We start from the raw sequence: 21,668 nt of genomic DNA on the forward strand, positions 1-21,668 counted from the left end.
TATCAACCCTGCCCCTTATTCAGCACGTATTTTTGCTCCAATCCAAGATGCTCACGAACGACAATTGTAAAAACAAACGTAGCCCCGGGCTCCTCCGATGGCTCGACCCGGATGCTTCCGCCCATCAGCTCAACCAGTGCTTTGCTGATCGATAAGCCAAGCCCCGTGCCTTCGAACCTGCGTGTGGTAGAGGCATCGAGCTGGGAGAAGGGCTGGAACAGCTCGCCGATTTTATCCGGGGGAATCCCGATTCCTGTGTCTCTGATTGTGAATTCAAGTGTAAGCTTCTCCGCCGGTCCCTCCAGCTTGTTAACCATTATGTATACACTGCCTGCATGGGTGAACTTCACGGCATTGCCTACGAGATTATTCAGCACCTGGCGGAGGCGGTTCACATCTCCCACCAGATCAGGCGGCACAGCAGGATCAATCTCCACTACCATGTCAAGCTTCCGCTCACGGATCTTAGCAGTGAACAGAGCAACCGTCTCGCTCAGGCAGTCTTGCAGGGAGAACGGCGCCTCTTCCACCACCAGCTTCCCGGATTCCAGCTTGGAATAATCGAGAATGGGATTAATCACCGACAATAGGGCATTGCTGCTCGTGTGGATAATCCCCGCCATCTCACTATATTCCTCCGGCAGATCAGAGGCCAGCAGCAGATCAGACATCCCGATGATCCCGTTCAGCGGCGTGCGGATTTCATGACTCATCATCGCCAGGAATTCCGATTTCACCTTGGAGGCAACTTCTGCCGCTTCCTTCGCTTCCCGAAGCTCCTGATTCGTCTTCTCCAGCTGCCGCGCCTGCTGCTTCAGCATTTCGCTCTGGAGCTGCAGCGTCTTATTCGCTTCATACATGCTGACATAGCCCTCAATCTTGGACTTGAACAGCTGCGGGACGAAGGGCTTCGTCATGTAATCCATCGCACCCACAGAGTAACCTGCGAAGATATCCTCCATCGTCGTACTGTTAGCGGACATGAAAATAATCGGCACCACATGATTCTTCTCCCGGGTACGGATTAGGCGCGCCGTCTCCAGCCCGTCCATATCCGGCATTTGCACATCCATCACAATGACGGCGAATTCCTCCTCCAGCAGACAGCGTAAAGCTTCAATCCCGGAATAGGCCCGAAACAACCGGTAAGGCTCTCCGCGGAGAACGGCCTCAAGGGCAAGCAGATTCTCGGGATGATCGTCTACGAGCAGGATGTTGACCGGAAAATCCATGAGAACCCTCACTTTCCAGCTTGTAGCATGCCTTGCGTTTATATTTCGAAAATATAGCTTATATACCCAAAATTTCAAATAACGAAACCCCATTATTCTTAGTGTGAACTTTCCCTGAGCGCAGATAATCAAAAGAGCAGCGGGGTCTGGTCTGACCTCACTGCTCCGTTTGGATACCGCTTATGTATGTTGTAATTCATGAAGCAAAGGCAGCGTAATCTCAACTATTGTTCCCGTCGGCTGGTTGGTTTTGAACTGTAGAGTCCCCTTATGATTATGGATAATTTTCTTACTGATCATAACACCTAATCCATTCCCTCCGGATTTGGTCGTGAAGAACGGAGCACCGATCTGCTGCAGAAGCTCTGCCGGTATGCCCGGCCCGGTGTCGATGATGCGAATAATGGCTGTATGCTCCTCTTGTTTCAGCTCCAGCGTAATTTCTGCTCCGTGCGGGCTTGCTTCTATCGCATTTTTCAGCACATTGATGAACACCTGCTTCAGCTTGTTAACCGCGCACCGGACAGGCAGGCTGTCGAGATCCGTGTGCATGACAATTTCGTTATCTGTCATATGCGCCTGCGCATTCAGCAGGACAATCACCTGTCCGAGCAGCCGGACCAGGTTACAGTCTGCCAGCTCGGACGGCATTTCCTTGCCCAGCAGCAGCAGCTCGCTGATGATTGAATTAATCCGGTCCACCTCTGACAGGATGATCTCGTGCAGCTCCCTGTTCATCTTGGAGCGGGAATACAGCAGCTGGACGAACCCGCGGATGCTGGTCAATGGATTGCGGATTTCATGGGCAATGCCTGCGGACAGCTCACCGATCATGGACAGGCTCTCGCTATACCTCAGGAACTCTTCCGTTTTTTTTCGTTCGGTCATATCGCGGGTAATCGAGATTACCAGTTGGCGGCCATTCAGCCTGAACGGCTTCGCACTGATCTCCACCGGAATTTCCCTTCCATCCTTCGTAACCTCAACCCATTCGACGAACATTCCTTCTCCGCTAAGAATGGACCCGAACATCTTATTCACCTCCGGCACCAGAGCTTCTGCGGCAATAGAGCGCGGGGTCTTGTCCAGCAGCTCATGGCGTGTGTAGCCCAGCATCCGGCAGCCCGCTTCGTTCACATCCAGGAACTTCGAAGGCTTGCCCTCCTCATCCTGCTCATAAATGAAAATGGGATCGTTCGCTTCATTAAACAGCTTGTAATATTTCAGCTCTGAGAACTTGATCTCCGTTACATCCCGTAGTACACATACATATGCTGTAATGCGTCCTTCCGGATCTTTTACAGGGGATATGGTTATCTTGACACTGATCAGCTCTCCGTTCCGCTTAATCCGGAAGGTATCGAGGGCAAACAGAGGCATCCCCCGATCGATGAAATTATACATCTGGTTAAGCTCGCCCCTGAGCTCCGGGGGAACATGGGGGAAATCATGGAGGTTCAATTCCTCTGTTGACCAGCCGTACAGCTCCACGAATTTGGAATTGGCGTAACTCACTTTTTTGTCCATACCCAGAATGTAAATCGGGTCCGGGCTGTGCTCGGCAAAAGAATACAGTGAATAATGCATCATCTGATGAACTGAGAAACGACTCATATATCAGCTCCCGCAGCCAGTTTATTTTTCATTCCATGGTAGCACTTTACCCGTAACTTATCTGTGACAAAAGCAGGCTCATGTCTGCTGGTAATTCACCGCTGTAATCAGGCACTCCCGGCACAGAAAAGCATAATAAATTCCCTCGTCCTCCGCCACCTGGCCCATATCCGCCTGCGCCGCAAAAGTCATCGTCTGTGCGCAGCAGGGACAGGCCGGATAGTCCGCATCCTGAATCCAGGCCGGATGACCTCCGATCTGCGAGGCCGGTGCCTCCAGAACCCAGTATGCACTCTCATAAGTACCTGCCGGCTGTTCCGACAGCTGCATGACATGCCACGTGTTGAACGCCAATGCTCCTCCAGTATTGTCAGGCAGATATCCAGGAACAACATTATATTCACTCCATGCATACCCGCCCTCAAGATCAGCCTTCATATATACAGTGCCATAACAGTTGCAGTGCATACAGGCTGCAATTCTTAGTCGCTTGCCGGGAAGCTCCATGAACCTAACCTGCGGATGCTGCAAATCGTAATCAAATAAAACGGTTAGCGCACCTCCGCACCAAGGACAGGCGTGCGTTCCTGTCTGGAGCATTTGAACAGCCGCCGGAGCACCGGGCGCTTCCAGAGTGTCTTCCCTGCTTACCAGGAAGGGGTAACATTCAGGATGATACAGCTGCCTTTTGCCGCCTCCGGCATCCAGCTCCCAGCCCGCTTCACGGGCATACATCTCGGGAGCTATATATAACGCTGACGCCCACTCCGGCAGGGACTGCCGCCATGCCGCGAACAGCCTGACCACCTCTTCATCGCCAATCCAGGCCAGCGCCAGCAGCAGCAGATTACGTTTAGCCGGATCGGACTCCACCTGAGCTATGAGCCGGTTCCTGACCTGCGCGTCAGCACCCTTGAAGAGGATCGCGGGCGCATAATTCCCTGTGCCGAGCAGCATTTCCAGACCCGGCCCAAGCCGTGTATCCGTGAAGCAGAGGAGGGACACCAGAACCATCTCCGCCTGGTCTATATCCTCTTCTTCCAATAAATGAACGGCATAGCTCTCCATCCGTTCTCTCTCTTCCTCTGTCAGATCATGATACAGCTCCTGTGCAGTCCGGGGGTAAGGAACTTCCTTGATCAGCGGGTCAGGCTTCCGAGGGCTGTGCATAATGGTGAGAATTTCAACCGGATCATGGATACCCGCATACCTGTTCACCTCTTTGCGGTTCTGTTCAATGTAAGCCTGTCTCTCCTCTACAAGCTTCCGCTGGTAGCAGGGCATACAGATTCCTCCGGTCTTCAGTGCGGTTGCAGGAAGAATGCTTCCCGTGCAGCCCGGGGTCTGACAAGGCAGACGTTCGCTCATATGTTCTCTCTCCCTTCGTGATCAGTACGCAGACTATGATTTTATTAACATTATAAGATAGCGGACTTCCGGGATGCCAGCAGACGGATTCCGCCCTGGCCCTTGACTGTTCGCCCGCCATCTAAGATAATAACAACCTCTGCCGTATATCATGCAGGACAAGACTAACATTGACAGGAAAAGGGGCGGTCGTTATCAACTGGTTAAATGATCTCTACAAATTACAGAAGCAGGAGCCGGCCAAAAACGCCGAGCCTGCCCTGGTCAATGCCATCTTCCGCATGTATGACCGGTTCAAACGGCTCGGTCTCACCGAACGGCTCGGCCAGCAGGATATGTCGCTGGATATTGCCGACGCTTATATCCATGGCCGAAATGCCATGATTGAAGCCGGAGTCGGTATCGGCAAATCCTTCGCCTACCTGATTCCCGGCCTGCTCATCAACCAGCTCTCCCGGCAGCCGGTCATTATCGCCACCTCGTCCATCCAGCTCTCCGAACAGATCCATAAGGATCTGCGGTTCATCGGCAGCAGGCTCGGCTTCTCCATGGTCCGCTCTGTAGTCGGCAAGGGCATGGGGCAATATGCCTGCCGGTACCGGGCAGCGGACCTGTTCCCATCCGGGGAGTCCGGCTCCCCGCTCACTGTACTCGCAGAGGGTATCCTGAATGCAGAAATCAACGAGCGGGCAGATCTGAAGGGCGGGGTCAGTGACGCCTTGTGGTCTAACGTGTGTGTGACGGATTGCAAGTTCGAGCACTGCCACTACAAGCATACCTGCACCTTCTACGACATGCGGGCCAAGATCAACGCCGGCCCGGGCGAGATGGATATCATCATCGTGAACCAGGACCTGCTGATCCGAGACCTGATCAAGAAAAAGGAAGGGACCAAAGGCCTGATCACCGAGCGGCCTGCGCTGATCATTATAGATGAAGCGCATAATCTGGAAGCCAAGGTCAGGGATGCCCAGACGCTCGAATTCACCTTCCGGCAGATCTCCCGGGTGCTGGAGGATGCCATGCAGCTTCTGTTCAAGCAGTCGGCGGAAAGCAGCCTGATGAAGTCCTGCCAATTCGTCCGTCGCTGTGCCAAAGAGCTGTTCAGACAGATAGAAGCAGACCTGCTGCACACGGCCAAGCAGGACACTGACCGGATTAAAGTATCGGCGATTACCGGAGTCCCGCTGCAGCAGGCAGTGCAGATTCTGCAGGAGTTCCGCCTCAGTCTCTCGGTCCTGACCTCCCGGCATGAGCGGGAGATCGACAATACCTTCGAAGCGGTTAACGGAATGATCGGCCTCTTCCAGGCGCTTGCCGGGACGGAGGACAACTATCTGCTCTGGGCCAGCCAGCCCCGGGGAGAAGCTACCGTCAGCATCTGCCCCAAGGGGATCAGCCAATTCCTGAAATACAGTCTATTTAGCGGCAAGACCTCTGTCATCCTGACCTCCGCAACCCTCAGCCAGTCCGGCGGTACGCTGGAGGAACAATACGCTTATCTCTCCCGTTCGCTGGGCTACAGAGGGGAGTATATGGAGCGTCAGGCTTCACCGTTCGATTACGACAACCATACGATGATGTATATTGCCAAAGACGTTCCTTACTATAACCACCATAACCGGGAAGCTTATCTGGAAGCGGCGTATAAGGAGCTGCTGCGGCTGTGCAATGTAACGGACGGGCGGACGCTGGTGCTTTTTTCGGCCAAAGAGGATATGAAGTACATTCACAAGAAGCTGAGTGCGGAGAAGCTGAACTGGGCGCTGCATATGCAACGGGAAGGTTCGTCGCAGGACGGGGTGATCGCTGAGTTCCGGGCGAGTAAGGGCGTGCTGCTGAGTACCGGTGTATTCTGGGAAGGGGTGAATATCGAGGGTGCAGATCTTTCGCATCTGATCGTCTTCCGGCTGCCGTTCCCGGTTCCGGCTGATCCTGTCTACGAATACAAGGCCGCGCAGGCGAAGAATCCGCTCATGGAGGTCTACGTGCCGGACATGCTGCTGCGCTTAAGACAAGGTACCGGGCGCCTGATCCGCAGCGAGACAGACCTCGGTGTACTCAGCATCCTGGATTCCCGCCTGGCGGCCGGAGCCCGCAACCCTTACCGGGAACAGGTCCTTGCCGCCCTGCCGTTCACCAAGGTGACGGAGGAGTTCGGGGTGCTGGAGAAGTTTGTGCGTGAGAAGGGAATTCATCGGTGATGAGGGACGGAATGGCAGGTTGGAGTGCTGAGACGTATGTGCCTATTGCACTTTGTACATTAGATCGAGCTATAAAACTACCCTTCTAGCCTTTCTACTGTATTATGTACAGCAGAATTTAGAGATTTTGCCCATATTGGGCCTCTCTCCAGTATTCTACTGTACTAAATACAATAGGGACTATTTTTAGAGGTGTTTTATGAATTTCTATTGCACATAGTGCAATCACCACTGGACTACCCGCTCCATTTTCTTCACCAGCCAGCCCGCTTCCCCAACTCGCCAGCCTTAATCCGCTCAGATCACCACTTCATCAGCTTCCTGATCTCTAACGCCAATCTATCCGCCGCTTTGCGATGTGTCACCTGCGAAGGATGATAATCGACAGCGTGGCCGTCCGCCTCTAGCTGCACCTCGAATTTCATCACCGAGATTCTGCTGTCGCCGGTTTCCCGGGCATAGCGGTCCACCGCCTGCTCCAGGACAGGATACAGCCTGTCCCCCATGATCCCGAGCGTACACAGAATGGTCGAATCGGGATTATTCCGTCTGACCATTTGTAGAAAAGCGACATAGTTCTCTGCATAATCCGCCTGCTTGGCAGGGTCATCCTTCGTGTACGAATCGTCGTTGGTCCCCAGATTAATGACGATCAGCTCCGGCGTGAATCTGCTGAAATCCCAAGCTATCTCCTGAGGCAGCAGACTGCCGCCGAACCTCCCTTCAGACTTGCCTACCTTCTCGTAGTAATCGGGCAGAAGATGCGTGGTGAGCTTCTGATCATTTTCTGTATAGCCGGTAATAATGCCATATCCGCTGTAACACACCATACTGTAATCCGCACCAAGCTGCTCTGCGCTCAGGTAGGCATAAGCCTTCGTTACATTTTCTGTAGCCGTAGAAAAGGTATGCAGCGCTTCTTCATCATCCACACCATACCCGCAGGTAATGGAATCGCCGATGAATTCGATCGTATGCTGCGGAGATGGAGTCGGCTTAATCCCTTCCTCAGCCTGCACCGCGATCTCCGCAATGCCAACCGTTGACATGGCTGCTTCAGACAGCTTCGTAATTCTTACAGTAACCTCTTGCTCGGTTTCGCTTTCGAACACTGTATACGTTTTGCGTAGCTGATCCACCTGATCGTCTATCACCTGCTGGCCGTTAACACTGATTCCAATCCGGGCCAGATTGTTGCCGGTTGCAGCGATATCATCGCCTTGCAGAGTGATCCGGGCCGCCCGGCCGTAGAATGAGAATTCCACCCCGCTCCCCGAAAGAGCCAGCCACAGCACCTCCCCTATCCAGTGGGTACGTCCGATGAGTCTGACATGATTAGCTGCCGGTTGGTACGTTTGCATCTGGGACATTCCATAACCTTCCTTCTCTCGTTTCTATTCGTAACAGTAGCAAAGGCACTTTATATTAGCAATGATATGTTAAGATATTAAGTACTTGTCAAGAAAAAGGAGGCTATCCATGGACATCCCCAGAGGGACCTATGGCTTTCGCTTTGCCGAAGATAAGGAGCTGCAGCTGTGCGTATTGTTCGCAGCCGGTTATGATTCCGTCTCCGATCCCACATACCGCTGGGACGGGATGGAGCGTAGCGACGGCCCGCTGCTGCTGTTCCAGTACACGCTCTCCGGTGAGGGCGTGTTCGAGTCAGAGAACCGGACTTACCGGGTCCGGGCCGGACAGGCTCTGCTGGCGGAAATCCCGGGACCTCACCGGTATTACTATCCGCCGGATGCGGCAGAGCCCTGGGAGTTCCTGTTCCTCCTGCTGCGCCCAAGCCTGGTCCTGCCCCACTGGCGCAGATTCCTGCGCGAAGCGGGCGAGGTGCCCCGGCTGCCCGCAGATTGTGCCCCTGCCCGGCTCGCGCGGATGATTGTAATGGATGCCGGAGCGGGCAGAATCTCCGATCCGCTGATCGCCTCATCCAGTGTCTATCAATTCATGACCGAATTGACCCGAATGCAGACAGCTACGCTGCGCGACAGGGACAAATGGTCAGAGAATATTAAGCGCGCCGTTGCATTCATCGAGCAGCATTACCCGCAGATGATCAGCATCGACCAATTGTCGGAGCATGTCTCCCTGTCCAAATATCATCTCATCCGCCGTTTCTCGGCCAGCACCGGCCTGACACCCGGCGCTTATCTGACCCGGGTCCGAACGGAGAAGGCGATGGAGCTGCTCCGGGGGACGAGCCTAAGCATTGAAGCTATTGCGCAGCAGATCGGCTACTCCAGCGGAAGCTACTTTATCAAGGCGTTCCGCAGCCTGACCGGACTGACACCAGGCGATTTCCGCAGCGGGGGCGAGAGCCTGATCTACCGCCAGCTCTTTTTCGATTAAGCGCAATATAGTGCTATTCCACTTGCAACATTACTATAGATATTGGGTTTCTTCTTGATTATGATGGATTTATGAGGAGCAATAATCCATCTGATAAGGAGATTACACAATGAATCATAAGCTTGCAGCACCTGTCCCCCCGCTGGGCTGGAATAGCTGGGACTGCTACGGCGCAGCCGTAACCGAAGCGGAAATCCGCGGTAATGCGGAATATATGGCCGAGCATCTCAAAGACTACGGCTGGAGCTATATCACCGTTGATATCCAGTGGTATGAGCCTGGTGCCGTGTCCTCCCTGTACCGCCCCTTCGTCTCTCTAATCATGGATGAATACTCCCGGCTGATGCCTGCCGAGAACCGCTTCCCTTCCGCAGCAGGCGGTCAGGGCTTCAAACCGCTGGCTGACTATGTCCATAGCCTGGGACTGAAATTCGGCATTCATATTATGCGCGGTATCCCGCGCCAGGCCGCTCATGCAGGCACCGCTATTCTGGGTACGGAAGCAACTGCCCGCGAGATCGCGCACACGAACTCCATCTGTCCGTGGAATACAGATATGTACGGTGTCGATGCTTCCAAGGAAGGCGCTCAGGTCTACTATAATTCACTCTTTGAACTGTACGCCCAGTGGGGCGTCGATCTGGTCAAGGTGGATGACATCGCCGCCTCCAGACTGTACGATACCCATCAGCCGGAGATTACCCTGATCTCCCGGGCAATCGTGAACTGCGGCCGCCCCATGGTCCTGAGTCTCTCCCCCGGCCCTGCTCCGGTAGAATATGCACAACATTTCACCGAACACGCCAACATGTGGCGCATCACGGATGATTTCTGGGACCGCTGGGAGCTGCTGCTGGACATGTTCAGCCGCTGCCGCAGCTGGCAGGGCGTCCCGCAGGCCGGCTCCTGGCCGGATTGCGACATGCTGCCGCTCGGCCACATCGGCGTCCGCTCCGTTGACGGCGGCGGGGATGACCGCTGGACCCGCTTCACCCGGGACGAGCAGCTGACGATGATGTCGCTGTGGAGCATCTTCCGTTCGCCGCTGATCTTCGGCGGCGAGCTGCGGGACAATGACGACTGGACCCTGTCACTGCTTACCAACCGCGAGGTGCTGCGCATGCAGCGCGAGAGCCATGGCGCCAGGGAAGCCCTTCACCACGATGAGCTGATCGTCTGGACCGCAGCTCATGACGACGGCACCCGGTATGCGGCCGTCTTCAACACCAGCAACAGTCCGCTGCCGGTTGAGCTAAGCCTCGAAGAGATCGGTCTCGGCGGCGTGGCCGCAGGTACTGAGCTGTGGAGCCAGACGCCTGCTGAGCTTAGCGGCGGCGTGCTGCAGACCACTGTGGCTCCGCACGGGGTACGGTTGTATAGCTTCTCGTAGGAGAAGCTAGGCAGAAATACCAACAGCCTGCGGGAATGGAGTAGTTCCATTCCTGCAGGCTGTTTTTCTTAACAATATAGATTAAGAATCTTGCTCCTCTAAAAACTTAGGCCTTCCCCATCGTGCTGATATCAATCACAAACCGGTAACGCACATCCGAGGCCAGCACACGCTCCCAGGCTTCGTCAATCTGGTCAGCCGAAATCACTTCGATCTCGGAAGCAATCTGATGTTCAGCGCAGAAATCAAGCATCTCCTGTGTCTCGCGGATTCCCCCGATCATCGAACCGGCAAAGGAACGGCGGTGTCCGATCAGCGAGAAGGCATTAACAGCCAAAGGATCAGCAGGCGCACCGACATTCACCAACGTCCCGTCCAGCGCCAGGAGTGACAGGAAAGCATTGATATTCACCTGCGCACTGACCGTATTAATGATCAGGTCGAAGGAACCGGCCAGCTGCTTGAATGTCTCCGGATCAGTGGTGGCATAATAATGATCTGCGCCCAATTGCAGGCCGTCTTCCTTCTTCTTCAGGGATTGGGATAACACCGTAACCTCAGCCCCCATGGCATGAGCAATTTTTACTGCCATATGCCCCAGCCCGCCGAGACCCACTACAGCCACCTTTTTGCCGGGAGCAGCTCCCCAGTGGCGCAGTGGTGAGTAAGTAGTGATTCCGGCACACAACAGCGGTGCAGCAGCGTCAAGCGGAAGGCTGTCGGGAATCCGCACCACGAAGTCTTCAGTGACAACGATATGCGTGGAATATCCGCCTTGCGTATAGTGCCCGTGGCGGTCAGTCGCTCCATAGGTTCCCGTGTTCCCCTCCAGGCAATATTGCTCCTCGCCTTGCCGGCAGCTGCTGCACTCTCCGCAGGAATCGACCATACAGCCTACCCCGACACGGTCGCCAACTGCATATTTCGTCACTCCAGAACCGATCTGGCTGACAATACCTGCTATTTCATGCCCCGGAACCAGCGGATATTTCACCGGTCCCCACTCCCCGCGGACGGTATGAATATCGGAATGGCAAATACCGGCGTATTTAATCTCGATCAGAACATCCTGCGGCAGCAGCTCCCGGCGTTCGATCGTAGTCAGCTTGAACGGGCCTTCCTGGCTGAATGCAGCGCGTGCGTTAACTTGTATCATAGTGAGACCTCTTTTCAATAGAATAGTAGACATCATTCCTTAAGCTTTACAAAGCCTATGATATTCCTTAAAGTTAACTCTAAGTCAAGCCCGAAATATCCAGGACAGGAGAACGATGATGAAGACCTATTCCATAAGCGAAGCGGCAGCGCATTTCAACATGACCCCGCATACCCTGCGTTATTATGACAAAGAGGGCCTGCTCCCTTCTATAGAGAGAACTCCCAGCGGCAAACGCGTATTCAAGCCCTCCGATATGGAGGCCCTGCGGATCATTGAATGCCTGAAGGCCTCCGGGATGCCCATCAAAGAGATTAAGCATTTCATTGAATGGTGCTCCGAAGGAGATTCCACCCTGCAGCGCCGATACGACATGTTCCTGGAGCGGAAGGCTTCCGTAGAAGCGCAGATGGAGGAGTTACGAAGAACAATGGAAGTCATAGACCATAAATGCCACTATTATAAGACCGCCCTGGAAAAGAGTACGGAAATGGTCCACCATTCCTAACCAGCCATATGGTTCATCAGCCTCCGCTGCGGTTATCGATACATAGAACGGTTATCGCAGACACATCCTAAGACAGAACCTGCACTTAGAAGGGAGACTGACAGATGAAGGATGATACAAAAGCTCCGCTTGACGGACGCACCGCAGGTGTCCATCCGATTCCGGAGGGCGAATCCAGTCCGGCGGACGGTCAATCGGAAACAGACAAGCTGGATGAGATCGTAGGCGCCGTGCTGGGGAATGACCCGGAAGTAGCAGCTCCCGGCCTTGCACCAGATCCGGAAGAGAAGAAGAACCGCAAGAATCCGTAGCCTTGTGACGAGGCAGTACACAGCCGGGCCGGATAAGAGTATCTCTTATCCGGCCCGGCTATTTTATATGCTGATTTTGCCCCCTACTCCTCTAACTCCTTACCATACCCGCGATTCAGCGCTTCACGATAATATAGTGATCCAATGGCAATATCAAAGGCAGCCATTCCCATCGGATTGAACATGACCGCTTCCTCCTTCGGGAATTTCGCCAGCGCGTTGCCGCAGACCACCTCGACGATGGACGCCGTGTCTTCCTTCCGCAGCCCTCTTTGATTATGCATATGTTCAATATCCGTATTCGCACGGCACACTTCATCCCAGTCATCGACAATAATGGCCGAGGTGTAGCTTAAGATAGCCGGGGTGAAATCGCGCAGAGACACGTTCAGCAGCAGACTCTGTTCTTTGGGCTTGCGGTCAATATAACCGGAGCTGGAAATTGTACAGGTGATGAACAGATCAGCCCCTTCGTAGGCTTCCTCCCAGGAATCCACAGGCCGCACCCTTGTCCCAAGGTCCTCCGGGATATGATCCAGAGCACCCGGATTCTGATCAAAGATCCGAACCTCCTCCAGCCGGTCCCCGAGCAGCTGATTCAGCATCGACAGATGGAGCTGACCGATCGGTCCGAACCCGACAATACCGGCAATCATTTTATCGGCAAAAGGGTGTACCTTCTCGTATTCCTGGATCATCAGCCCACTGACTGAAGCTGTACGAATCCCGGAGATAAGCGGACTGTTGATGATAGCCACAGGCTTCCCGCTGCCGGAATCATTCAGTATCGTAACCGAGTGGGCACGGGGAAGCTGCCTGCCATGGTTACCGGGAAAACTGGCGATCCACTTGATGCCTGCCATCCCGATCTCTCCGCCCACATAAGCGGGCATGGCAATAATCCGGCTGCTTGGATCTTTATCAAAGAGCAGATAGGGTTTAATCGGCTGGGAGAATTCGTGCGCTGCCATCACTTGGACAGCACTCCGTATCGTATCCATGCACAGTGCCCAGGGAAGATTCATCTGCTCCAGGTTTGCGGTATTCAGATATAACATGCTCAAGGCCTCCTCAGCTTATAGGTCTGGCTGCAATGTGCAAGCCGATCGTATTCTGGATTTCACTGCACTTCTGCTCAGCCTGCTCTGCATCGTCCGCGCCGACCATCACTCTGCCAATCCAGTCAAAATTAGATCTCGGAAACGACACCTCGCGCCCGGCAGCAATGAAATGCGATCGCAGAATGTCCGCACGCCCCTCTAATTCCTTAAGCCCCGTAACCTCGATCAGCCTGCCGTCAACCGGCGAACAGAATTCCCGTGAAGCAGCACCACGCGTGACGCTCGGCGTCAACTCCGGGGCCTCCCCCATATGCATACGAAGCACTTCACGCGGCAAGTCAATGCCGGTTGCGTATTTAATCATCTCCGGAACAGGCCCGCCTACCATCCGCGGATTGAATTCAATAATCTTGGGACCTTCAGGAGTGAGAGCAACCTCTGTATGGGTGGGACCAAAGTCAACCCCAAGCGCACGCAGTCCCCGGCGGACCACCTCCACGATCTCCGCCTCATGGCTTAACCGAACCGGAAAGCTCGCGCCAGTCTCTACAAAATAGGGAAATCCAACCAGACGGCGGTCCGTAATCCCGATCAGGTGATCCTGTCCTTGATAAGTGACCATCTCCACACTGACCAGAGGTCCGGCTGCATATTCCTCAATAAGCACATCCGTACTTCCATAGAGATTACGCCCAAAATTCCGGTTGTTCACATAGCTGTCGTAAGCCTGGCGCAGCTCTCGCTCATTGTTGACAAAGACCACCCCAATACTCATAGCCCCGTCACACGGCTTAACGATACAGGGATAACCCATGGAATGGGCGTGCCGGCAAGCTTCCTCCACACTGCCTGCGAGCAGTGAACGGGGAACCGGAACGCCGCTCTGAACGCAGATTTCTCTGGATTTATATTTATTCCGGGCATTCTTGGCCGCCAGCGGCTGCATGGTCGGCACACCAATCGCATGCGCAGCAGCCGTTGCCTGAACCACGTAGAATTCCGCAAAAGACATCACTCCGGTCAAAGGGTTCGCTTGATGGTACGCTTTGACAAAGTCAACCACTGCTTCTTCATTAAAGGTGTCCGCTTCATGAATGTAATCTACCAACCGGAGCGGGTGGGACTCCAGCGGCTGGCCCTTCAGGTAATGCTGAATATTCTGGGTCAGCAACGTTACGGTGTACCCCATCTCCTTGCAGGCCTGGATACCTGCGATAGACTCATTGCTTTCAACTAGTAACAGGTGCTTCATTGGTTGTATCCTCCTTATAGGCGGGCAGAATTTGCACTTCTTGCTCCAGATACCGCAGCAGCTGTGACAGCCTGGCTTGCAGCGATGCCGAATTCTCGCCTGTGATGATTACGGTCATCACGGCATCCACGCTGGAATGAGCCGCTTCCAGCTGTTCGCCTTCTCTGACGCGGGGAACATATTCCTCCACCCATTCAAAGGGCAGCGTCTGCGGAATGGTCTCTACCGTTCCCGGACGTTTGGGCATTAGATATACCCCCGCTACCTGTGACGGCCTTGGCACCGGCAGCTTCAGCGGCAGTCCGCATTGTCCCCGGACCCACTCCCGGTTCAGATCAACGTCATACATGGCGCTGATCGACTCACTGATTCGCCCGCCTGCGGTCCGGCTGGCAATTTCACAGAATACCCATTCATCCTCCGGGGTATGGAACATTTCACAATGAAAGGTCGAGACTCCCGGTGAGGGCAAGGCTTCAATGACCTGCTGAACTTCATGAACCAGCCGCTCATACACCGCGCAGCCGGGGCTGAGCAATTCCACGAAGCAATCCTGCCGGAGAATCTCCAGCGGCTTGCAGGAATATTTGCCCACAGAAGCGAAACGGATCTCCTGGCCCATCATGAGCCCATCGATCTCATACATTTCTCCCTCTACGTAGGCTTCAACCATTAAGCCGCTGCCGAGGCCGCGTTCCCATACATCGTTCAATTGCTCCCGGGTCCGTATAATGTCCGTATTCATGGAGCCCATGCCGTCCACCGGTTTAACTACAACCGGCAAGCCGTGCTCCAGCACAAAATCATACAAGTGAAGCGGTGAAGCCAGTCTGCGGAATGCCGGGCAGGATACCTGCGGGCTGACTAAGCTTTTCATCACGGCCTTATCCCTGTAAGCCACTGCACTCTCCAGCTGTTGACCAGGCAGGTGCAGCCGTTCACGCAGCCGGGCTGCACGAATCAGATCACTCTCATCGAGAGCTATGATCAGACGGTAAGGATGTTCCTCATACAATCGTAACGCATCGATCTCTACCCGGTCATTGCTCACCCAGTTGTCGAACACCTGCACAAGGGCAAAGGGTTCCGTTATCTCACCATATGCCGGCGAAGTATACAGGTATACTTCTTCATCCAGATCCTCCAGCCAGGTCAGATAAGGAGCGAAGGCCCGCCTCCTCTGATTCAGAATTAATACCGCCATAGCTTCTCCTCCTCCTTGTGATGAACAGGTGAACGGTTTAGCATTACGTATAGTACAAGAGACAGTCCAGACAGAAGAGCCAGGGACAACCAGAAATAGGACAGCTTTCCGTAGATGCTCCACATATGTATGAATTGCAGCCCGGTATATACACCGATTCCTTCTCCAAGGGCTGTGGACAATCCGATGACACTGAAATATGTGATACGCAGATCCGGGCGGGCAGCGTTAGAGACATACGCATCTATCGTGGGGATGAATAACATTTCTGCAAGGGTGAACAGCGCGACGAATACGTAGTAGCCCCAGATCGAACCGATGATCGCATTCATTGAGAAAGAAATGCCGAATAACAGAAACGCCAGCATCAGCCGGTATCCCTCACGCTGGCCTGACAACGCGGTATTCATCCAGCGCCCGACCGGAATCTGCAGGAGCACCACAAGGATTCCGTTCAGCATCAGCAGACTCCCCAGCCTTTCCGGTGCGTTATAATAAGTGCCGATTAAATAAGGAAAGGAATTGAACAATTGGGTGAAGAAAAAGCAGCCGATCATATTGAACAGCAGCACCTTACGGAAGCTTTTATCGAGCAGAACGGTCTGATATCCTTTCCAGAAGCTTACCGGCTTCCGTTCCCGGTCCTGCAGATTGCACCCAGGCGGGAAGATACTGAGCAGGATGGCACCCACAATATAAAACCCTCCAACGAAGGACAACGTGAAGCTCTTCAAGGAGCTTGTCAGCAGAAAGGAGCCGATTAAGGGCCCGGCAATGGCTGCACCGTTCGTATACATATTGGAATTCGCAAAATAAAACAGGGCATTGCCATCCTTACTCCCCACGAACGATAAAGAGGCCTTAGAGGATAAACCTCTGACAGAGTAGCCGATCCCTGCAATGATAAGCTGGATAGTGATCAACACCGGAGACTGCCAGAAATCTACCAATGCGATGGAGACCCCTGTTAGCAGGCAGCCGAACCACATGCATTTGAACGGGTCCATGTTGTCCAGCAGGGGTCCGGTAAGGAATCTCGCACTGCGGTAAGACACCGTGAAGATCATGGTAACTACAGCGGTAACCGACAGCGGCAATCCTTTGACCTGAGACAGATAGACCGTTAATATCGCCGTCATGGCGTAGAACCCAAGATGGGTAATCAGTGTGTTCAGACAAATGGCAAACACCGGCCGGGGCACCTTTAAGTTTCGGAAAAGATTCATGTGACTGCCTTCCTTGCCGCCAGATCAGCAGCCATACGTCCGATTAATTCCTCTGGCGAATGACGCTGCAGGAATCCGCACACTTTAGCAGGCTGCCCGCACAGATAACAGCGGCGTGAAGGAGCCCCCAGCTCATGCCTGCCCACTGCTTTTCCCGAAGAATCATAAATATCCATGTCCCAATAGGCGCTAAGCGGATGCTCCCCTTCAAAGGACAGACAGAATAGCTTCAATGCCGCCGCATCCGCAGATACCTGAAGATAAGCAACCGGACCAAGCGCCAGCCCGATCCGCTCCAGCGCAAGAATCTTATAAGCTGCAACCGCCAGAGCTTCCTGTAAAGCCTCCATACAGAGCTCGAATAGTTCATAGGCAACAGCCAGCTTCTTATCCGGCCCCGGAATATTCATCATAATCTGGATCAGCGAGCCTGCTGCCGGATACCTGGCCTCTCTTAGCTCATGGAGGCGCTCCCGGTCGCGAAGGATGGCTGATACAGCGGAATCGTTCGCCACACTCTTTCCTCCCCCTGATTCTCAGTCCACAAATGCAAAGCAAGCGTCATGGCCAGCAGATCGGCTGATCCGCCGGGAGATAAGGAACGGAGACGAAAATCCTCCTCCATGGTGCGGATATAGGCTCTGCCTTCAGAGGTGAACAGACTCCCCCGGTCCAACGCCGCTAATGCACTCGCCTGAGTATAGTCAATCCTTGTCCTGTCGAACTTGCGGTTCAGCAGCGTGGTATCCTGTACCACAGCCATCAATGATAGCAAGCAGTGGATCAGCGCCGTCCGCAAATCTGCTCCTTGTTGAAGCGCCTCCCGCAAAGCAGGCAAGCCCTGCTGAAGAATGGACGGAAATCCGTCTATAACCTCGCCCCGTATGCCTCTAATCCCCCACTCCCTGTAGGCGCGTCCGCCCGTGCTTGCACTGTGCGTCTCCTCCAGAATGTCCGCCAATTGTGCCCGCAGCGGATACTCAGCCAGCCTTCCAGCCAAGCGGCATATCTCCTGCGGTTCTACTGCACTGGATGGACTTTGACTCGTCATTCCGGCAGCCGCGCATAGAATCAGTCCCAGGAAGATCGTTCCTTTATGGGTATTCACTCCCCCGGTAGCTCCTAGCATGTCAGCCTCGGCCCGCCGCCCGGTCTTCTGGAGCCTCCTGAACAAATCCTCCCTGCCGGTTCGGCCCCCGGATTGTTCTATGCCCAGGCGCGCAGCTTCCTGGTAATACGGCTGAATGCGGAGTGCGCTTCTCAGAAAAGTGTAAATATCCATATCCCCGTGACATCCGTTGCTGACCGCCGACACCAATCCGGGGGAAGGCCAGCTCACAGCCTCGGCCAGAACACTATAGACCATCGTTTCGGCAATCCAGGCCGCTGTATCTTGGCCGGAAGCAGTCACTTTACGCTCTCCGGGATAGCCGCAGGCCAGTGTTCACTCTGTAGACCGTACTGCTGAAGGAAGCTCCATACTACCCGTTCCAGGCCAAGTCCGATGCAGCCCGACCATGTCTCATCGTTGTCCCTCAGTCTAAAGTTAAAGGTCTTTGCAAAAAAATCGCCGTGCGTGTCATAGGAAGCAATCGAAATCGTGTCGTTCTTATACGGGATATCCGCACGAACCTCGTATTTGACATGTTTGGGCACTTTGAAATTCTGCTTCACCTTACCCGGCAGGAAGAATGGATCATTGGCTAAGGCACACCCGCCTTTCAGCCCTACCGCTTCCATCCACTCCACGGTCCACTCTAATGTCAAGTCACGCATCCGGGTGACGTATTCGGGAGTACCCAGAAATACGAATTCCCGCATGGTGAAATTCAACAACCGTTCCAGCAGATATACACGTTTGCCCTCATTGCGGAAAGACTGGCCTTTGAGTACAAAAGCGGTATTGTCCTCAAACACCTGATCCTCCATTTCCATATAGACTTTATAGCAGGGTGCAGATTGCAGGATATAGGGAGGCGTCTCCAGATAAGGACCACAGTCCTGCGGCAGCTTCCCGTTATTCGCGGATACATCTGCAGCGAAGGATTTCATTGTCTCCTGATCATGGCTTAAATGCGTAGCCAGCAGCAAATGCATCGGGGCACTATGGAAGTAATTCATCTTCTCGGCGAACGAAGCAGGCAACAAGACCGAATACTGCCGCTGCTGACAATCCCCGATTCTCCGGCCGACATAATCCACATAACTCTGGTCAAAATACTCCAGCAGAGTGATGATCGGACGATGGTACGCCAGCTCCTGATTCTTCAATAAAGTCAGCCATCTCTGCTCCAGCAGGTCATCCGAGATATTCCGCTGATTGCCCGGCGTGCAGCAGGAGCACAGCTTCTCCAGCGGCGGCTCATGCAGTTCCACCATATTCAGCTCAGGCTCCAGTATTTCAGCGGATGATGCGGATGCCTCATCATGCTCCGGGGTGAAACGCTCCAGGAAAATAGCAACCTCCCGCTCGATCTGCTCCCTGGGATAAGACGATAGATAGGTGACGCTGATGCGCTTCCCTTGAATCGGATCGACCTGCACCTTATGAGCGGATACATGTTGCAGGAACATATGGGTGAACACAGGGATTTGCAGCTTATTCAGAGTCACAGGCTCAGGCAATTCCAATCGGTATGTTGTGAACATAACAGCCTCCTACGCTATTGAAATTCCGTATATGTCTTGGACGACGGCCACCTGGTCCGGATGGATTACGGAACGCCCCGTGAAGCCGTATTCCCTGGAGAGCAGACAATCCTCGCGGAACCCCTCCAGATCACGATAAGCCATGTAAGTGGTGTCAAAGCATTGAAGGCCCACACTGCGGCAGTATTCCCCCAGCTTCTGCTTGGCCTTCCGGACCTCCAGGGCCGGGTCCACAAGCCCCTTAGCCACACAGTCATTGAAATAATCTGTTCCTCCAAAGGTAAACGCATAAATATTCCGGCTGGCCTGATGAATCTCTCCGAGATTGAATATAGCCTCACAGCATTCAATCATGACTTCATAGCTGGGAGAATAGTTCAAGCTGCGCTTGTGTATAATATCCTGCACCTTGCGTTCCACTTGCCGTAAATCCTCCGCCGTCCGGACCATGGGCAGCCGGATTCGGGCAGGGCGCTCTGGCACAAGCTCCTCCAGATCTTGCTCCCAGTGAGAGGTATGAACACTATTCACGCGGACAATAAGTGTATGCTCCGAGTCACTGAATTCCTGAAGGGCATTCTTGACTACGTATCTTGCTTCCAGCTTCTTATCCTCCGGTGTACCGTCTTCGAGGCAGAAGATAATATTCATAGGATAGAAGGTCATAGCGTACTCTATGTAATTCGGTTTGTATCCCGGAACATAGAAATAGACTAAGGGTTCGGCAGCCTGATTCATCCTGTAACCTCCTCCCGCTCTAAGGCAGCGTTCAGCATGCATGTCAAGGCTTCGCAGCGGCTGCGGATGACCCACTCGTTGGCCCCATTGAACCAGATCTGCGGAGACAGGTCCGCCAAGCCATACTGCTTCAGAATGGGAACAACATATTCATAGACTTGGCGGTCCGTAAGCTCCGGCACCATATTCATGCATTGCATTGCAGCATGACCTTCTTCGATGACAATTTTAATATCGCTAGATTCTATCGATCCGACACTGACATTCATTAAGAACCGACCTCCAATGAGTAATATAGAGCCTCCAGCAGAAAATAATCGCCCCAGATCTGGGATTCGCCTGCGGCTTGAACGACATGCAGCGGCGTGCTGGCGTGCACCAGCAGTCCTTCATGCTCCGGACCCGGGGGCGCATACTCCGCAGAGATCAGAATATCGAGCACCCTTTCTGCTTCTTGCCGGAACTGCTGATGTAAGGGATCATTAGGACTTAAGGCTGCGGCAAACTGGTAGAATGCAGAGCAAGCGATCGCCGCAGCGGAAGCATCCCTCATAGCCGTCTCCTGATGGGACAGCATCAGATCCCAGGCCGGAACACCATCCGAACAGACATGGGCTAAGTAGAAGGCAGAGAGTTGCCCAACCTTTGTCCTCCACTCCTCTTCATGGCCCAGCACATACATTTGAACTGCTCCATAGAGTGCCCAGGTGTGGCCTCTGGCCCATACCGATGCTGAGCTGAACTTGGCATTCTTGTTGTAGGGCTGCTCCGGGGCTCCCGTAAGTGTGTCCATTCTCATATATTCGTAAGTGAAGCCGTCTTCCCTCATCAGCGCAGCACTTGTAATCCGCGCTGATTCGATGGCAGCGGCGCGGTAGCGCTCCTCACCGGTTATCCGATAGGCCCATAGCCACAACCGTATGTTCATCATACTGTCGACGCCTGCATAGCGCTTCCCCTCGGGCAGCCAATTGCATTCCAGATAACCGCCCGGGAGACGCGAATCAAAGAGGCTGTCAGCAGCTTCAAGCGCAATCGTTCTGTATGCTTCCTTACCGGTCAGATCGTACCCGAGCGCATAAGAATAATAGAACAGGAAGCCAATATCCTGATAATCCCCCTGATTCTTATAAGACTCAATCCCGCCCATCCAGCGGTCAGCTTCCTCAATATAAAGAGTATCGCCGGTCAACTGATAGAGCTGGTAGAGGAGTCCAATGAAGAATCCGGAGGACCACTTATCCTCCAGCATATATCTTCCGTTGTTCGTAACATAAGGAAGCCTAATCTCACCGGAGGATGGCATAGAAGCAAGCTTGTCAAGCTGCCTGCGCGTCTGTCTGACTGCACGGTCAATCACCTCATTACGTAAGGAAACGGTAATCTCCAGCACC

20 protein-coding genes are annotated in these 21,668 nt (G+C 53.8%); 5 read left to right on the forward strand and 15 right to left on the reverse strand.

Going from position 1 to position 21,668, the window contains the following annotated elements:
• Positions 1-2: 2 nt before the first annotated feature.
• The 3 genes from MHH78_RS28865 to MHH78_RS28875 all read right to left on the reverse strand — a co-directional run bounded on the left by MHH78_RS28865 (position 3) and on the right by MHH78_RS28875 (position 4,214).
• On the reverse strand, positions 3-1,232 hold the full coding sequence (locus MHH78_RS28865) for an ATP-binding protein (protein ID WP_341169678.1): 1,230 nt from the start codon (positions 1,230-1,232) through the stop codon (positions 3-5).
• Positions 1,233-1,412: 180 nt separating this feature from the next.
• Positions 1,413-2,846 (reverse strand): PAS domain S-box protein, encoded by a 1,434-nt coding sequence (locus MHH78_RS28870; RefSeq protein ID WP_341169679.1) that lies wholly within the window; start codon positions 2,844-2,846, stop codon positions 1,413-1,415.
• A 78-nt stretch (positions 2,847-2,924) separates the two neighbouring features.
• On the reverse strand, positions 2,925-4,214 hold the full coding sequence (locus MHH78_RS28875; RefSeq protein WP_341169680.1) for a DUF1963 domain-containing protein: 1,290 nt from the start codon (positions 4,212-4,214) through the stop codon (positions 2,925-2,927).
• Positions 4,215-4,384: 170 nt separating this feature from the next.
• Here MHH78_RS28875 and MHH78_RS28880 point away from each other — a divergent pair, with 170 nt between their 5' ends.
• The gene (locus tag MHH78_RS28880) at positions 4,385-6,418 is read left to right on the forward strand and encodes an ATP-dependent DNA helicase (RefSeq protein WP_341169681.1); all 2,034 of its coding nucleotides are present in this window, start codon (positions 4,385-4,387) and stop codon (positions 6,416-6,418) included.
• Positions 6,419-6,720: 302 nt separating this feature from the next.
• Here MHH78_RS28880 and MHH78_RS28885 read toward each other — a convergent pair whose 3' ends face one another.
• Entirely contained in the window at positions 6,721-7,788 is a 1,068-nt protein-coding gene (locus tag MHH78_RS28885) for an SGNH/GDSL hydrolase family protein (protein ID WP_341169682.1), read from the reverse strand.
• 109 nt (positions 7,789-7,897) lie between these two features.
• Between MHH78_RS28885 and MHH78_RS28890 the strand changes: the two genes are divergently transcribed.
• The gene (locus MHH78_RS28890) at positions 7,898-8,779 is read left to right on the forward strand and encodes an AraC family transcriptional regulator (protein WP_341169683.1); all 882 of its coding nucleotides are present in this window, start codon (positions 7,898-7,900) and stop codon (positions 8,777-8,779) included.
• Positions 8,780-8,888: 109 nt separating this feature from the next.
• A complete protein-coding gene (locus tag MHH78_RS28895) occupies positions 8,889-10,169 on the forward strand; it encodes a glycoside hydrolase family 27 protein (protein ID WP_341169684.1) in 1,281 nt (426 codons plus the stop codon).
• 106 nt (positions 10,170-10,275) lie between these two features.
• Here MHH78_RS28895 and MHH78_RS28900 read toward each other — a convergent pair whose 3' ends face one another.
• Positions 10,276-11,325: an NAD(P)-dependent alcohol dehydrogenase gene (locus tag MHH78_RS28900; RefSeq protein WP_036723869.1), complete on the reverse strand. Its 1,050-nt coding sequence runs from the start codon at positions 11,323-11,325 to the stop codon at positions 10,276-10,278.
• 118 nt (positions 11,326-11,443) lie between these two features.
• Between MHH78_RS28900 and MHH78_RS28905 the strand changes: the two genes are divergently transcribed.
• Together MHH78_RS28905 and MHH78_RS28910 are read left to right on the forward strand one after the other, a co-directional pair.
• Positions 11,444-11,833 carry a MerR family transcriptional regulator gene (locus MHH78_RS28905; protein ID WP_341170402.1) on the forward strand — a complete coding sequence of 130 codons (390 nt, stop codon included), beginning with the start codon at positions 11,444-11,446 and terminating at the stop codon, positions 11,831-11,833.
• A gap of 104 nt (positions 11,834-11,937) precedes the next feature.
• Positions 11,938-12,144, forward strand: coding sequence for a hypothetical protein (locus MHH78_RS28910; RefSeq protein ID WP_076076609.1), 207 nt, complete (start codon positions 11,938-11,940; stop codon positions 12,142-12,144).
• A gap of 83 nt (positions 12,145-12,227) precedes the next feature.
• On the opposite strand, the gene MHH78_RS28915 is transcribed toward MHH78_RS28910, so the two are convergent.
• The 10 genes from MHH78_RS28915 to MHH78_RS28960 are packed head-to-tail and all read right to left on the reverse strand — an operon-like array spanning position 12,228 to position 21,667.
• Positions 12,228-13,202 (reverse strand): 2,3-diaminopropionate biosynthesis protein SbnB, encoded by a 975-nt coding sequence (locus tag MHH78_RS28915; RefSeq protein WP_341169685.1) that lies wholly within the window; start codon positions 13,200-13,202, stop codon positions 12,228-12,230.
• Between the two features lie 13 nt (positions 13,203-13,215).
• Positions 13,216-14,457 (reverse strand): ATP-grasp domain-containing protein, encoded by a 1,242-nt coding sequence (locus MHH78_RS28920; protein WP_341169686.1) that lies wholly within the window; start codon positions 14,455-14,457, stop codon positions 13,216-13,218.
• The gene (locus MHH78_RS28925; protein WP_341169687.1) at positions 14,435-15,661 is read right to left on the reverse strand and encodes a hypothetical protein; all 1,227 of its coding nucleotides are present in this window, start codon (positions 15,659-15,661) and stop codon (positions 14,435-14,437) included. Before MHH78_RS28925 ends, MHH78_RS28920 begins: the two co-directional genes overlap by 23 nt.
• Positions 15,649-16,887: an MFS transporter gene (locus MHH78_RS28930; protein WP_341169688.1), complete on the reverse strand. Its 1,239-nt coding sequence runs from the start codon at positions 16,885-16,887 to the stop codon at positions 15,649-15,651. Before MHH78_RS28930 ends, MHH78_RS28925 begins: the two co-directional genes overlap by 13 nt.
• Positions 16,884-17,402 (reverse strand): citrate lyase holo-[acyl-carrier protein] synthase, encoded by a 519-nt coding sequence (gene citX / locus MHH78_RS28935; RefSeq protein WP_341169689.1) that lies wholly within the window; start codon positions 17,400-17,402, stop codon positions 16,884-16,886. Before citX ends, MHH78_RS28930 begins: the two co-directional genes overlap by 4 nt.
• Complete coding sequence (locus tag MHH78_RS28940; protein WP_341169690.1) at positions 17,342-18,298, reverse strand: triphosphoribosyl-dephospho-CoA synthase; 957 nt, start codon at positions 18,296-18,298, stop codon at positions 17,342-17,344. Before MHH78_RS28940 ends, citX begins: the two co-directional genes overlap by 61 nt.
• Entirely contained in the window at positions 18,295-19,536 is a 1,242-nt protein-coding gene (locus MHH78_RS28945) for a hypothetical protein (protein ID WP_341169691.1), read from the reverse strand. The genes MHH78_RS28940 and MHH78_RS28945 overlap by 4 nt, the downstream gene beginning before the upstream one ends.
• A gap of 9 nt (positions 19,537-19,545) precedes the next feature.
• A complete protein-coding gene (locus MHH78_RS28950) occupies positions 19,546-20,274 on the reverse strand; it encodes an HpcH/HpaI aldolase/citrate lyase family protein (protein ID WP_341169692.1) in 729 nt (242 codons plus the stop codon).
• The gene (locus MHH78_RS28955) at positions 20,271-20,543 is read right to left on the reverse strand and encodes a hypothetical protein (protein ID WP_076076633.1); all 273 of its coding nucleotides are present in this window, start codon (positions 20,541-20,543) and stop codon (positions 20,271-20,273) included. The genes MHH78_RS28950 and MHH78_RS28955 overlap by 4 nt, the downstream gene beginning before the upstream one ends.
• Positions 20,543-21,667 carry a glycoside hydrolase family 88 protein gene (locus MHH78_RS28960; RefSeq protein WP_341169693.1) on the reverse strand — a complete coding sequence of 375 codons (1,125 nt, stop codon included), beginning with the start codon at positions 21,665-21,667 and terminating at the stop codon, positions 20,543-20,545. Before MHH78_RS28960 ends, MHH78_RS28955 begins: the two co-directional genes overlap by 1 nt.
• Between the last annotated feature and the right edge of the window lies 1 nt (position 21,668).

Origin of the sequence: Paenibacillus sp. FSL H3-0333 (assembly GCF_038002805.1) — a bacterium.
Lineage (GTDB): Bacteria > Bacillota > Bacilli > Paenibacillales > Paenibacillaceae > Paenibacillus_AQ > Paenibacillus_AQ silagei.